The following is a 14,158-nucleotide window of genomic DNA, read 5'->3' as shown; positions in this document are numbered from 1 at the left end:
CGGTCACCTGTTCAACAGGTTCTCACCCGAACCGCTTAATGCTGCGAGTGTCAAGGGATCGCGCCGGCCATCGAAATATTTTCGCAAAGCGTCAGCGAAGAGCGGCTCTTGCGGCGCGGCGGCCGCGAACAGAGTCATCGACGAATGAAACTTCAAATCATCGGGCGAACCGAAAATCTCATGCGCGCTACGGCCTTCGACTTCATTGACGAGGCCGATGCATTCCTTGAGCCGCACGCCCAATAATGGATGATCGAGATAGGCGCGCGCTTCATCGAGCGAGCGGATGGCGTAGCGCTGCGCTGTCTCGCTCTTTCCGAGACCTTCGATCTGCGGAAAGACGAACCACATCCAATGACTGCGCTTGCATCCGGCGGCGAGTTCCGCCGCAGCTCGCGCATAGATCAAGTCCTGCGCTTCAACGAAGCGATTAAGATCGTAAGGATCGCCCGACGCCTCCGGCATGACCAAATCCGTTGATCAACGCCGCTGTCATTCCCGACGCGCAGCGCGCGCGATCGGGAATCGAGAGCAAGACCAGCATTCTTGAACTGGCTCTGGATTCCCGGTCGGACCTCCGGTCCGCCGGGAATGATGGGGTGGACGGCCCCGCCTCAACGGCATCTAAAGTGCCAAGACGTGGTCGCCGGAGCGCCACAGAGAGGGAGGCCGTCCATGAAGAAGTTTATCAGAATCGGGATTGATTTGGGCAAGCGGTATTTTCAAGTTCACGCGCTGGTGAGCGAGGATGGGCGGGCCGTCACGCGCAAGCTGCGGCGGGATGGTTTTCTTGCTTTTTTCGCCGAGGCGGGGCCCTGCCTGATCGGCATGGAAGCCTGCGGCTCGGCGCATTATTGGGGACGCGAACTGCGCGCCATGGGCCATGACGTGCGCCTGATCCCGCCGATTTACGTCAAGCCCTATGTCAAGCGCGGCAAGAACGACGCGGTCGACGCCGCGGCGGTGTGCGAGGCCGTGTCGCGGCCAGACATGCGCTTCGTGCCGATCAAAAGCGCCGAGAACCAGGCGAGCTTGATGCTGCACAAGACGCGCGAGCTTCTGGTCAAGCAGCGCACCATGAGCGTCAATGCGCTGCGCGGACATCTCGCGGAGTTTGGCGTCGTCGCCGCCAAGGGCGTCGGCCATGCGGGCGAACTGCTGGAAAAAGCCAAGAATGACGCGACGCTTCCAGAAATCGCCAAGGCGACCGTAAAGATTTTCGTCCAGCAGCTGGAGGCGATCAGCGCCGCGATCGTCGCGCTCGATAAAGAGATCGCCAACGTCCATGCGCAAAGCGAGATCAGCAAATTGCTCGCCGGCGTCCCCGGCGTCGGCAAGATCGTCGCCACGGCGATCGTCGCCAGCGTCCCGGACCCCAGCGTCTTCAAATCCGCGCGCGACTTTGCCGCCTGGCTCGGCCTCACGCCCAGGCAAAACTCCAGCGGCGGCAAGGAAAAGCTCGGCGCCATCACCAAGCAGGGCAACCGCTATCTGCGCAAGCTGCTGACGCTCGGCGCGACCTCGCTGTTGCGCGTGGCCGGCAAACGCAACGGCGTTCTGCGCGATTGGCTCGTCGCCCTCCTGGCCAGGAAGCCGGCGCGGCTCGTGAGCCTCGCGCTCGCCAACAAGCTGGCGCGGATCATCTGGGCCATGATGACGACCGGCGAGGCCTTCCGAACCCAGATCATGGCGCGCGCAGGGAAGCCCTCGATGGCGTAACCGTTCGAACCATCCAGTTTGGCGAGGGCGAAACATCGACGTGATGAACGACAGGGTCGGAAACGACGACGAAGGACACTCCGCTACGTGTCACGTGCACAAAGCTCGCGGGAATGATCAGGAGCCTTCGCAGTCGAACTTCATCAGGGCCAGCGGACATACGCGCCGCGCCAAAAGGCCGGACATATGACCGAAACCCGCCACCAGGTTCACCGCGCCGACAAAAAACCGCTTGCCAAGCGGGGCCGTCCACATATGACAAGCCGATCGATTCGATATCACTCCGCCGCTTCCGCGGCGACGGGCGCGTAGTTCAAGATCGGCGCGAGCCAGCGTTCGACCTCGCGCGCCTCCATGCCCTTGCGGCGGGCGTAATCCTCGATCTGATCGCGCTCGATCTTGGCGACGCCGAAATAATGCGCGCTCGGATGCGCAAAATAGAGTCCGCTGACGGAAGCGGCCGGCGTCATGGCGAAACTTTCGGTCAACTTCACGCCGGTGCGCTTTTCGACATTGAGCAGATCGAAGATCGTCGCCTTTTCGGTGTGATCCGGCTGCGCCGGATAGCCGGGCGCCGGACGAATGCCGGCGTAAGGCTCGGCGTGCAGCGCTTCGGGCGCGAAATTCTCTTCATGCGCATAGCCCCAAAATTCCCTGCGCACGCGCTCATGCATGCGTTCGGCGAAAGCTTCGGCGATGCGGTCGGCGAGCGCCTTGACCATGATCGAGCCATAGTCGTCATTGGCGCGGGCGTAGCGCGCCGCGATCTTTTCTTCTTCCGCGCCGGCGGTGACGACGAAGGCGCCGATATAGTCCGCCTTGCCGCTTTCCTTGGGTGCGATGAAATCGGCGAGCGCGAGATTGGCCTTGCCGTCGCGCTTTTGCAATTGCTGGCGCAGGGTGTGCAGCGTCGCGATCTTTTCATTGCGCGACTCGCCGTTGTAGAGCGCGATGTCGTCGCCGATGGAATTCGCCGGCCAGAAGCCGATGACGGCTTTCGGCGTGAACCAGCGCTCTTCGACAATCCGCTTCAGCATGGCGCGGGCGTCGTCGTACAGCGTGCGCGCCGCCTCGCCGCGCTCGGGATCGTCGAGCAGCGACGGATAGCGGCCCTTGAATTCCCAGGTCTGGAAGAACGGCGTCCAGTCGATGTAGGGAACAAGCTCGCCGACGTCATAGCTCGCAAAGGCCCGCGCGCCGCTGAAAGAAGGCTTCGGCGGCTCATAGGCCGCCCAGTCGATCTTATAAGCGTTGGCGCGCGCCTGCGCGAGCGGCGTCCGCAGCTTGTCGGCCTGCGCGCGGGCGTGCGCCTCCGCGAGGCGCTCATATTCGGCGCGCGTCTGAGCGACATAGTCAGGGCGGGTCTTTTCGGAGACGAGCGCCTGCGCGACGCCAACGGCGCGGCTGGCGTCGGTGACATAGACGGCCTGGCCGCGACGATAATTGGGACTGATCTTCACCGCCGTATGCACGCGGCTCGTCGTCGCGCCGCCGATAAGCAGCGGCGTTTCGAGACCTTCCCGCTCGAGTTCGGAGGCGACGAAGCACATCTCATCGAGCGAGGGCGTGATGAGCCCGGAAAGACCGATGAGATCGACCTTTTCCTTCTTGGCGACTTCGAGAATCTTCGCGCAGGGCGTCATGACGCCAAGGTCGATCACCTCGAAATTGTTGCAGCCGAGCACGACGCCGACGATATTCTTGCCGATGTCGTGAACGTCGCCCTTCACCGTCGCCAGCAGGATTTTGCCGGCGGTGGAGCGTTCGCTCTTGTCGGCCTCCATGAAGGGCATGAGATAGGCCACCGCCTGTTTCATCACGCGCGCCGATTTGACCACCTGAGGCAGGAACATCTTGCCCGCGCCAAAGAGATCGCCGACGACATTCATGCCCGTCATCAGCGGGCCTTCGATCACGTCGAGCGGGCGCGTGGAGCGCTGACGCGCTTCCTCCACATCCGTTTCGACGTAATCGGTGACGCCGTTGACCAGCGCATATTCGAGACGCTTCTCGACGGTGTTGTCGCGCCAGGCGGCGTCCTTTTCCTGAGTTTTGCCAGCCGCGCCCTTGAATTTCTCGGCGAGTTCGACGAGGCGCTCGGTGGACTCCTTGCGGCGGTTCAAGACCACGTCTTCGCATAATTCGCGCAGCTCGGGATCAATCTCGCCATAGACCGCAAGCTGACCGGCGTTGACGATGCCCATGTCCATCCCCGCCTGAATGGCGTGATAGAGGAACACCGAATGCATCGCTTCGCGCACGGGTTCGTTGCCGCGGAACGAGAAGGACAGGTTCGACACGCCTCCAGACACATGCGCATGCGGCAGATCGCGCTTGATGACCCGCGCGGCTTCGATGAAATCGACGCCGTAGTTTTCATGCTCCTCGATGCCGGTCGCGACCGCAAAAATATTAGGATCGAAGATGATGTCCTGGGGCGGAAAACCGACGATCTCGGTCAGGATTTTATAGGCCCGCGTACATATCTCGGTCTTGCGCTTGAGCGTGTCGGCCTGGCCCTGTTCATCGAAGGCCATCACGACGACGGCGGCGCCATAACGGCGCACCCTTTGCGCGTCGGCGATGAATTTCTCTTCGCCCTCCTTCATCGAAATCGAATTGACGATCCCCTTGCCCTGCAGACATTTCAGGCCGGCTTCAATCACGGCGAATTTGGAGGAGTCGACCATCACCGGCACGCGGGCGATGTCGGGCTCGGCGGCGACGAGGTTGAGGAATTCCACCATGGCGCGTTCGGAATCGAGCAGGCCTTCGTCCATATTGACGTCGATGACCTGCGCGCCGTTCGCCACCTGATCGCGCGCGACGTCCAGCGCCGCGGCATAGTCGCCATTGGTGATGAGCTTGCGAAACTTCGCCGACCCCGTGACATTGGTGCGCTCGCCGACATTGACGAAGGGAATGTCCTTGGTCAGCGCGAAGGGCTCCAATCCGGAAAGCCGCAGCATCGGCTCGATCGTCGGAATCGCGCGCGGCGCGACGCCTTTCACCGCGCCGGCGATCGCCGCGATATGGTCCGGCGTCGTGCCGCAGCAGCCGCCAAGCACATTGACGAGACCGGCGGTCGCGAATTCGCCGACGAGCTCCGCCATATATTCGGGGCTTTCGTCATAGAGCCCGAATTCATTGGGGAGGCCGGCGTTGGGGAAGGCGCAGACGCGCGTGTCGGCGACGCGGCCGATCTCGGCGATGTGCTGACGCATCTCGCGGGCCCCGAGCGCGCAGTTGAAGCCGATCGAAAACGGCTTGGCGTGGGCGAGCGAATTCCAGAAGGCGACCGCCGTCTGGCCGGAGAGCGTTCTACCCGAAAGATCGGTGATCGTGCCTGAAATCATGATCGGAAAACGCGTTCCAACCTCGTCGAACGCGTCTTCGAGCGCATAGAGCGCCGCCTTGGCGTTCAGCGTGTCGAAGACGGTTTCGACGAGCAGAATGTCGGCGCCGCCTTCGATGAGGCCGAGCGCCGCTTCCTTATAGGCGGCGCGCAATTCGTCGAAGGTGACGGCGCGAAAGCCTGGGTTCGACACGTCGGGCGAGATCGACGCGGTGCGATTGGTCGGGCCAAGCGAACCGGCGACGAAACGGCGCACGCCGGTCTTCGCCGCGACTTCGTCGGCGGCTGCGCGCGCCAGCCGCGCGCCCGCGCAATTGAGCTCGAAAGCGAGATGTTCCAGCCCGTAATCGGCCTGAGCGATGGTCGTCGACGAAAACGTGTTGGTCTCGATGATGTCGGCGCCGGCGTCGAGATAGGCGACATGGATCGCCTTGATCGCGTCCGGCTGCGTCAGCGTCAGCAGGTCGTTGTTGCCGCGCAGGTCCTTGGCGTGATCCGCGAAGCGCGCGCCGCGGAAATCCGCTTCCTCGAATTTGTGGCGCTGGATCATCGTGCCCATGGCGCCGTCGAGAATGAGAATGCGGCGCGACGCGGCCTCTTCCAAAGTCTGGAGAATTTTTGGGCCGTAAGCTTTGTCGAAAATCATGCGATGGCCCTTTCACGAACGGGACGCACGCCAAGCAAATGGCAAATGGCGAAGACCAGGTCGGCGCGATTATTGGTGTAGAAGTGGAATTCATTGACGCCGGCGCGCGCCAGGCTCATCACCTGCTCGACGGCCGTCGTGGCGGCGATAAGCGCGCGCGTCTCCGGGTCCTCGTCCAGTCCGTCGAAGCGCTCGGCGAGCCAGCGCGGCACGCTCGCTCCGGCCTTTTGCGCAAAACCCGCGACCTGTTTGAAATTGCGGATCGGCATGATGCCGGGAACGATTGGAATCGTTATTCCGCGCCCGCGCGCCTTGTCGAGAAATTTGAAGTAGACGTCATTGTCGAAGAAGAACTGCGTGATGGCGCGCGTCGCGCCCGCGTCCACCTTCGCCTGAAGCGCGTCGAGATCCTGTTCGATCGAGGCGCTTTCCGGATGGCCTTCGGGATAGGTCGACACGGAAATCTCAAAATCGCCGATGCGGCGAATGCCGCGCACGAGATCGGTCGAATTGGCGTAGCCTCTCGGATGCGCCTCAAAATGCGAGCCGACGCCTGTCGGCGGATCGCCGCGCAGCGCCACGATATGGCGAACGCCGGCGTCCCAATAGTCGCGCAGGATCGCGTCGACGTCTTCGCGCGCGGCGGAGACGCAGGTGAGATGCGCGGCGGGCTTCATTTCGGTCTCGCGCACGATGCGCGCGACGATCGAATGGGTGCGCTCGCGGGTGGTGCCGCCGGCGCCATAGGTGACGGAGACGAAATGCGGTTTGAGCGCCGCCAGCCGATTGATCGTCTGCCAGAGTTGCGTCTCCATCTCCGGCGTCTTGGGCGGAAAGAATTCATAGGAGATCGCAAATTGGTTGGGCGACGCCGTGGGATGAAGAGCGTTAAACATCAGGCTGTCTCATAAGATGCTGTGGGAATGGGATCGGCGATGACGCGCGGATCGCGCGCCAGCCACAAGGAGACGGTGAGCTTTGCGCCTTCGCTAGGGTCGGGCGCCAGTTGCCGGCGCTGAACAATGTCGAGGCCCGCCTGCGCGAGCAGTCCCGTGATTTCAGCGTCGGAAAAGCCGAGGCGGCGATGCGCGTGCGTGTCGCGCAGCGTCTCTTCCTGATGCGGCGCGAAGTCGACGACGAGCAGCCGGCCGCCGGGCGCGAGCACCCGCGCCGCCTCGCGCAGGGCGCGGCCCGGATCGTCCAGAAAGTGCAGAACCTGATGCATGATCGCGAGGTCGATGGAGTTGCGCTCGATCGGCAGCGCGTAGATGTCGCCCTGGCGCAGCTGCACATTATCGAAGCCGGTCTCTTCGAGACGGCCGCGCGCGACGCCGAGCATGGCGGAGGAAAGATCGACGCCGACGGCGCGCTCCGCCTGGGGCGCGAAAAGCTCCAGCATCCGTCCGGCGCCGGCCCCGAGATCGAGCAGATTGCGCACCGGTCTCTCGCCCACGACCTCGCGCATCGCCTCCTCGACGCTCTCCTCGGGGACGTGCAGCGCGCGAATGCGGTCCCACTCCTCGGCATGCGCGGCGAAATAGCGCGCGGCGTTTTCGGCGCGCGCCTGACGCACCTGGGCGAGTCTCGCGCGATCGCCGGCAAGAAGCGCGTCGTCAGCCTCGAGCCATCCGACGATGGCGCGCGCGAGGGCGCCCGCCGGGCCGGCCGGCGACAGACGGAAAAAGGCCCAGGCGCCTTCGCGGCGACGCTCGACGAGGCCCGCTTCGACGAGGAGCTTGAGATGGCGCGAGACGCGCGGCTGGGACTGGCCCAGGATCGCCACGACCTCGCTCACCGTCAGCTCCGACTGGGCGAGCAACGCCAGAAGACGCAGGCGCGTCTCCTCTCCGGCGGCGTTCAGCGCCGCGAGCGTCGGGTCGAGGGCCAATTTGGCGACGGACTTCATGAGTTCTACGTTAGACATAAAGATATCTATATACGTCAAATTTGTCGGACGCAACCACGCTCGCCGTTTTGGACGACGGAATGTTCTTGACCGAATCCCAAACCAGGTTCATCTTTTGTTGTATCGCACCTGTCGATCCGACAGCATGATCGGCAGGCTCGCTCGGGCGGGACCTCGATGCGAACGCGATCCAGGATAGGCCCAGAAATCCCCTGTTGATGGGCCGAACCGAGCAACAGCGTTGCGAGAGGAGCATGACGCCACCGGGTCAGACCAATTGACCGGCGTTTGGTTCCGGTCACTGGGCGATCAGGAGCAGCTGCTTGATCCGTCCATCCTCTGAGACACATCGACAATCTTGCGGGCGGCCGCACGCAAAGGCCAAGCATCGGGCGCCCGATCATGGACTGGACAATCCAGACTAGCTTCCAAGCGAAGCAAAGGGCCCCGTGAGCTTACGCCACGGGGCCTGTTTATTTTTCAGCAGCTAAAGTCAGAAACTGGCCGGCTCAGAGCCGGTTCCGAAAAAGTTGACAGACTTTTTCGATGCGAACCTGCTCCAACGTTTTGATTTTGAGCGATTCTCTGTCGATCACATGAATCCAGGCGATCGGGAAGCGCTCTAGGCCGGCGCCTTTTCTTCTTCCTTGCCGACGACTTCGAGGAAGCTCTCGGCAGCCTCGCGCCGCTCGAACACATGCGGCTGCAGACCGCGCTTGGACAGCGCCTCCTTCATCTTCAGGCGCGCGAAGGCGCTCGTCGCATAGCGGGTCGTCGTCAGATAATAATGCTGGCTCATATCATCGATCATTTCGGCGTAATCGTCGTAAAGCGCCTCATTGATCTTCCAGCCGTCGTGATTGACGACGGAGTTGACGCGCTTGCCGACCTTTTCGGACGCCTGGATCAAAGTCTTGCGCAGATCGTCGATGTCCTTCTTGGTGCGCGCGTGCCAGCCCTCGAGATTGACGAAGAGGATGTTGCGGTCGGCGTCGTAAGTGACGCGATCCGACATGTTGAGATTGATGAGGTCATTGAGCAGCCCCATCGGCTCGTCGATGAAGATGCGCTTGTCCATCAATTCCGGATGTTCGACGATCGGCTTGAAATCCATATGCGCCAGGATGTCCTTGTCGATATCGATCCCCGGCGCGACCTCGATCAGTTCAAGCCCCTTGTCGACGAGTTTGAACACGCAGCGCTCGGTCACGTAATAGACCGGCTGCTTGCGCTTTTGCGCGAATTTGCCGGAGAAGGTGATCTGCTCGACGGCGTTGAGGAACTTCTTGTTCCTGCCTTCCTGCAGGATGTTCACCTTGCCGTCGGCGATCTCGACGCGCAGCCCGCCATTGGTGAAGGTGCCGGCGTAAACGACGAGTCGCGCGTTCTGGCTGATGTTGATGAAGCCGCCGCAGCCGTTGAGGCGTCCGCCGAATTTCGACGTGTTGACATTGCCCTGCAGGTCGCACTCGGCCATGCCGAGGCAGGTCATGTCGAGACCGCCGCCGTCATAGAAGTCGAACTGCTGGTTCTGCTGGATGATCGCGTCGGCGTTGGTCGCGGCGCCGAAGCTCGAGCCGGCGGCGAGCACGCCGCCAATCGCGCCGGCTTCCGTCGTCAGCGTGATGTAGGGCGTCATCTTTTCTTCGTTGGCGACGGCGGCGATGCCTTCCGGCGCGCCGACGCCAAGATTGACGACGCCGTTCGGCGGCAGCTCGAAGCTGGCGCGCCGGGCGATGACCTTGCGCTCGTCGAGCGGCATTTTGGCGAATTTCTCGACCGGCACGCGGATTTCGCCGGAAAGCGCCGGATTATGGATCACGCCATAGTTCATCCGGTGCATTTCCGGCGGATCGGCGATGACGACCGCCGAGACCAGAATGCCGGGCACATGCACGTCCTTCGGTTTGATCGACCCCTGTTCGACGATGCGCTCGACCTGGGCGATGACGAGCCCGCCATTGTTATGGGCGGCCATCGCCTGCGCGAGATTGTCGAGCACGAGCGCTTCGCGCTCCATCGAAATATTGCCGGAAGGGTCGGCCGAGGTGCCGCGAATGAAGGCGACGTCGATCTTGGTGGCGATATAGAACAGCCACTCTTCGCCTTGGATGTTATGGTATTTGACCATGTCCTCTTTGGTGCGGTCGTTCACCTTGCCGCCGCCAAAGCGCGGATCGACATAGGTGTAGAGGCCGACTTTGGAGAAGAGGCCCGGCTGGCCGGCGGCGCAGGCGCGGTAGAGCTGCGAAATGACGCCCTGCGGGAGATTATAGCCGCAGATCTTGTTCTCCTGCGCCGCCTGGGCGACCTTCGGCATGCGGCCGAAATTGGCGGCGATCACCCGGCGCAGCAGACCTTCATGATGGAAACGTCCCGTGCCGAGACCCTTGGAGTCGCCGGCGCCGGCCGTCATGATCAGCGTGAGGTCGCGCGGATGTTGGCTCTCGACGAAGCGCTTCTCCAAAGCGGCGTGCAGGGCTTCCGGAATGCAGCTCTGGACGAAGCCGGTGGTGGTTACGACGTCATTGTCGCGAATGAGCGCAATCGCCTCGTCGGCGGTAATGACCTTATTGTTCGCCATGTCCTCAGGGTTCCCTCGCTCCCCACTCTTGGTTGCGGACCGTTGACGTCGCCGCTCTGGTGGGCGTTTTGCTCAAAACGAGCGCTCAACCGTAGAGACCGCGTCGCCCTCGCGCAATAGCGGCGATGCGCCGCAGACGGGCCGCAACCTCGCCCGCGGGCGGGAGATTGGCCGTCAGTCCCCTCTATAGACGCAGCCCTCGAAACAGCTGTCGCGAAAGATTCCGACCTCGGCGAGGCCTGGCAGGTCGGGCGCGAGGTCGCGCCAGACATAGGCGCAGAGATTTTCCAGCGTCGGCTTTCCAAGCCCTTCGAGATCGTTGAGAAAGGAATGATCGAGACGTTCGCGCAGCTCGGCGAGCCTGCGGCCAAGCTTGCCGAGGTCCATCACCCATTGCTCCTCGAGCGTGGGCTCGCCCCGCAGGGTGACGCGCACGCGAAAGGAATGGCCGTGCAGATTGCGGTATTTGCCGCCCTCCGGCGCTTCGGGGTCGTAAAGCGCGTGCGCCGCCTCGAAATAGAATTCGCGGAAGACTTCGAACGTCGACACTTCTCACTTCACCCCGATGGCCTTGTGGGTTTGCACGGATAGACGCCAGCGCGGATGCGTAAGGCAGTAGCTGACCGCGGCATCCGTATTGCGCGAAACGTCCGGCCCGTCCATGGGCTGCAGCAGAAAATGCTCGAAGTCGAGGCGCTCATAGGCGGCGGGGTCGACCCCTTGCTGCGGGAAGACCAGCTTCAATTCCGCGCCGCGCGTCTGGACCAGCGACGCGCCGGCCTTGGGCGACACGCAGATCCAGTCGATCTCCGGGAGGACGGGCAGCGTGCCGTTCGTCTCGATCGCGATCTCAAAACCCTGCCCATGCAGCGCCGCGACCAAAGCCTCGTCGATCTGCAGCATCGGCTCGCCGCCGGTCAGCACCGTGAAGCGCCGCTCGCGGCCCTCCCCCCACAGCCCCGCCAAATGGCCGGCAAGCGCCGCGGCGTCCGGGAACTTTCCCCCGCCCTCGCCCTCGAAGCCGACGAAGTCGGTATCGCAAAACTGGCATTGCGCGCCGGCGCGATCCGCTTCGCGCCCGCTCCACAGATTGCAGCCGGCGAAACGGCAGAAGACCGCGGCGCGGCCCGCGTTAACGCCTTCGCCCTGCAGGGTCTTGAAGGCTTCCTTGACGATGTAGGCCATTGCCCGCTCTAGATCACGCTGCATTTGGGCGAAATCGCCCAATGCAGTAACGTGATCGATCTCAAAGTTCTAGCGCGCGCTTTACGCGAAGAGCCGGCTTCTTTTTTGCGAGCCCCGCTCTAACGCGGACGCCGCGCGACGTAAAGCGAGGCAAGACGCTTACCCGTTCTTGGGAAGCTCCTTGTCCTTGCCATCGGGCTCGGACGGCGGCTGCGGGCGCGGGTCGAGGCTGCGGATATAGGAGACGATGTCATCGATCTCCCTGCGCGAGAGATGCATGTCGGGCATCGGCGGATGCGGATCCATCAGGAAATGGCCGAGCTTCTTCCTGTCGGTTCGGCGCTGGGCGATATCGAAGAAGGACGGCGCGTCGGCCGAGGCGCTGGTCTGATCCGACGTCACCACATGGCAGGACGCGCACCAGCGCTTCGCGACGGTCGCGCCGCGCTGGGCGTCGCCCGCCGCAAGCGCCAAGGTTGCGAAAGCGGCGCTCCCGCCGACGAGGGCCGTAGCGAGCAAAAGGCGTCGAAGCTGCATGTGGTTTCCTTGAGCGGGGAGCCGTCGATTCGCTTCATATGAAAGCACAAGCGCGGCCCGCTGGGTATCGGCGCCGCCGCTGCGAGCTTGCGTCAGGACGACGCGCCGCCTCGAGGCGCTGCTGCATTTTTGCAACAGTCATGTGATCTGATTGCAACAGTATGGCGGATTAGCATTTTGCTCACGATTGTCGCTGCGCCAGCCCCTTTTCAGACACAAAAGCTGAGCTAAGGTGATCGGGTCACAAGCTCATTCGAGATGCGGAGACAGGCGCCGAAAGATTTCCTTTTCGGCCGCAGGTTCCTTCTTTCCTTCTCGCTGATCAGCGGTGACGGCTGGCGTATGGCCTTAAAGACGTCGGGCGTCTTCTGGGGTGAGGAAAGTCGGAACATTATGGTCGGAAGCGTTCATACGGGCGTGATTTCAGCCTCTAGGCGCAAAAAGCGCGCGGCATTGCCGCTGTGCCTTTTCGCGACGAGCCTTGGCATGCTGCTGACGGCTTTTGTCGCGCCGGCGCCCGCTCTGGACGCGCCTCGAACGGACGCCAGAGCCGATTCGCAGCCTTTGCCGATGTTCAAGGATCCGCGCGCTGCGCTGCGCGCCGGACTCGAAAGCTACCATGCCGGCGACGCCGCGACCTCCATCGCCGCGCTGCGCTACGCCGCCGAGGGCGGCGAGCCGCTAGCCAAATGGAAGCTTGGCCGCATGTACGCCGAAGGCGACGGCGTCGTTCGCGACGACGCCAAGGCCTATGAATATTTCGCGCAAATCGTCGACCACTACGCCGACGACGAGCCGGACCCGCGCGAACGGTCGATGGCGGCAAGCGCCTTCGTCGCCGTGGGCGTTTATCTGCGTGACGGCGTTCCAGGCGCAAAGATCAAGCCCGATCTCGATCGCGCGTTTGATCTGTTCCGTTATGCGGCGACGTATTTCAGCAACGCCGACGCGCAGTACAATCTGGCGCGCATGTATCTCGAAGGGACCGGCGTGAAGAAGAACGTCCGCCAGGCCGCGAATTGGCTGGAGCTCGCGGCGCGCAAGGGCCATCCGCAGGCGCAGGCGATGCTCGGCCGGATGATGTTCACCGGCGAAGCGAGCGGCGAACCCGAACGCGCGCGCGGACTCATGTTTCTGACGCTGGCGCGCGACGCAGCCGGCGGCGCGAGCCGCGACCAATGGATCGCGGATTTGCACGCCGAAGCGCTGAACGCCGCCAGCGACGCCGACCGTAGCGCGGCCGTCACCATGCTCGAAGGCTATCTGCGCGAACGCAACTGACGTTCAACGTTCAGCCGGCTTGGGCCGCAGCGCCTTTGAACTTCACCGGAATGCTCAGGAAGCGCGCGCCATCCCCGCGCGGCGGCGGAAACTTGCCGGCGCGAATGTTCACCTGAATCGACGGCAGCAGCAGCCGCGGCGCGGCAAGCTCCTGATCCCGCTTCCGTCGCCCGGCCACGAAGTCCTCCTCGCTGACGCCGTCCTTGATCTGCACGTTCTTGGCGCGCTGCTCGGCGACCGTCGTCTCCCAGGCGTAGGATTCTCGTCCCGGCGCCTTGTAGTCGTGACACATGAAGAGCCGCGTCTGCGGGGGCAGCGAAAGAATGCGGCGGATCGACTGGTAAAGCGCATGCGCGTCGCCGCCCGGGAAATCCGCGCGCGCCGTCCCATAATCGGGCATGAACAGCGTGTCGCCGACAAACACCGCGTCGCCGATCTTATAGGCGACGTCGGCCGGCGTGTGACCGGGCGTGTAGATCGTTTCGCCATCGAGTTCGCCGATTCTGAACCGCTCGCCGTCCTTGAACAGGTGGTCGAAGCAGCCGCCGTCAGCCTTGACGTCCTCAGCCCCGAACACCGGCTTGAAGATCGCTTGGACCTTGTCGATATGTTCGCCGATCCCGATCTTCGCGCCCGTCGCCGCCTTGACGATCTGGGCCGCGGAGAGATGATCGGCATGCGCATGAGTTTCGAGAACCCAATCGATCGTTAATCCTTCCCGCGCCGCCTCGGCGAGGATGGCGTCGATGGAATGCGAATCGGCGACGCCGCTCGCCGGGTCATAATCGAGCACGGGATCGACGATCGCCGCCCGCTTCGTGACGGGGTCGCTGACGATATAGCTGATCGTGTTGGTGGGCTCGTCAAAGAAGGCCCTGACGGACGGCGCCTGCGGCATCGATCTCTCCTTCTTGCAGCGCTCAAGCACTTCTCTTCCTTCGTGCT

The 14,158-nt window shown here is 63.0% G+C and carries 11 protein-coding genes; 2 read left to right on the top strand and 9 right to left on the bottom strand.

Annotated features, from left to right (window positions below; translation table 11 throughout):
- Window positions 1-3 precede the first annotated feature (3 nt).
- A complete protein-coding gene (locus BN69_RS11295) occupies window positions 4-465 on the bottom strand; it encodes a DUF1810 domain-containing protein (protein ID WP_014891743.1) in 462 nt (153 codons plus the stop codon).
- A 210-nt stretch (window positions 466-675) separates the two neighbouring features.
- Here BN69_RS11295 and BN69_RS11290 point away from each other — a divergent pair, with 210 nt between their 5' ends.
- Window positions 676-1,719 carry an IS110 family RNA-guided transposase gene (locus BN69_RS11290; RefSeq protein ID WP_014889743.1) on the top strand — a complete coding sequence of 348 codons (1,044 nt, stop codon included), beginning with the start codon at window positions 676-678 and terminating at the stop codon, window positions 1,717-1,719.
- 278 nt (window positions 1,720-1,997) lie between these two features.
- On the opposite strand, the gene metH is transcribed toward BN69_RS11290, so the two are convergent.
- The 7 genes from metH to BN69_RS11255 form a co-directional block, all read right to left on the bottom strand.
- Window positions 1,998-5,720 carry a methionine synthase gene (metH, locus tag BN69_RS11285; RefSeq protein WP_014891742.1) on the bottom strand — a complete coding sequence of 1,241 codons (3,723 nt, stop codon included), beginning with the start codon at window positions 5,718-5,720 and terminating at the stop codon, window positions 1,998-2,000.
- Complete coding sequence (gene metF, locus BN69_RS11280) at window positions 5,717-6,616, bottom strand: methylenetetrahydrofolate reductase [NAD(P)H] (protein ID WP_014891741.1); 900 nt, start codon at window positions 6,614-6,616, stop codon at window positions 5,717-5,719. The genes metH and metF overlap by 4 nt, the downstream gene beginning before the upstream one ends.
- Complete coding sequence (locus tag BN69_RS11275; RefSeq protein ID WP_014891740.1) at window positions 6,616-7,626, bottom strand: ArsR/SmtB family transcription factor; 1,011 nt, start codon at window positions 7,624-7,626, stop codon at window positions 6,616-6,618. The genes metF and BN69_RS11275 overlap by 1 nt, the downstream gene beginning before the upstream one ends.
- A gap of 622 nt (window positions 7,627-8,248) precedes the next feature.
- Complete coding sequence (locus tag BN69_RS11270) at window positions 8,249-10,210, bottom strand: acyl CoA:acetate/3-ketoacid CoA transferase (RefSeq protein ID WP_014891739.1); 1,962 nt, start codon at window positions 10,208-10,210, stop codon at window positions 8,249-8,251.
- A 174-nt stretch (window positions 10,211-10,384) separates the two neighbouring features.
- Window positions 10,385-10,759 (bottom strand): 6-pyruvoyl trahydropterin synthase family protein, encoded by a 375-nt coding sequence (locus BN69_RS11265; protein WP_014891738.1) that lies wholly within the window; start codon window positions 10,757-10,759, stop codon window positions 10,385-10,387.
- Window positions 10,760-10,762: 3 nt separating this feature from the next.
- The gene (gene queE, locus BN69_RS11260; RefSeq protein WP_014891737.1) at window positions 10,763-11,395 is read right to left on the bottom strand and encodes a 7-carboxy-7-deazaguanine synthase; all 633 of its coding nucleotides are present in this window, start codon (window positions 11,393-11,395) and stop codon (window positions 10,763-10,765) included.
- Between the two features lie 159 nt (window positions 11,396-11,554).
- Window positions 11,555-11,932 (bottom strand): c-type cytochrome, encoded by a 378-nt coding sequence (locus BN69_RS11255; RefSeq protein WP_014891736.1) that lies wholly within the window; start codon window positions 11,930-11,932, stop codon window positions 11,555-11,557.
- Window positions 11,933-12,190: 258 nt separating this feature from the next.
- Here BN69_RS11255 and BN69_RS11250 point away from each other — a divergent pair, with 258 nt between their 5' ends.
- Window positions 12,191-13,213, top strand: a complete 1,023-nt coding sequence (locus BN69_RS11250) for a tetratricopeptide repeat protein (RefSeq protein ID WP_014891735.1) — start codon at window positions 12,191-12,193, stop codon at window positions 13,211-13,213.
- A gap of 10 nt (window positions 13,214-13,223) precedes the next feature.
- On the opposite strand, the gene BN69_RS11245 is transcribed toward BN69_RS11250, so the two are convergent.
- On the bottom strand, window positions 13,224-14,111 hold the full coding sequence (locus tag BN69_RS11245) for an MBL fold metallo-hydrolase (protein ID WP_014891734.1): 888 nt from the start codon (window positions 14,109-14,111) through the stop codon (window positions 13,224-13,226).
- Window positions 14,112-14,158: the final 47 nt, after the last annotated feature.

The sequence above is a fragment of the Methylocystis sp. SC2 genome (assembly GCF_000304315.1).
Classification (GTDB): Bacteria; Pseudomonadota; Alphaproteobacteria; order Rhizobiales; family Beijerinckiaceae; genus Methylocystis.
This window is presented reverse-complemented; position numbering and strand designations above follow the sequence as displayed.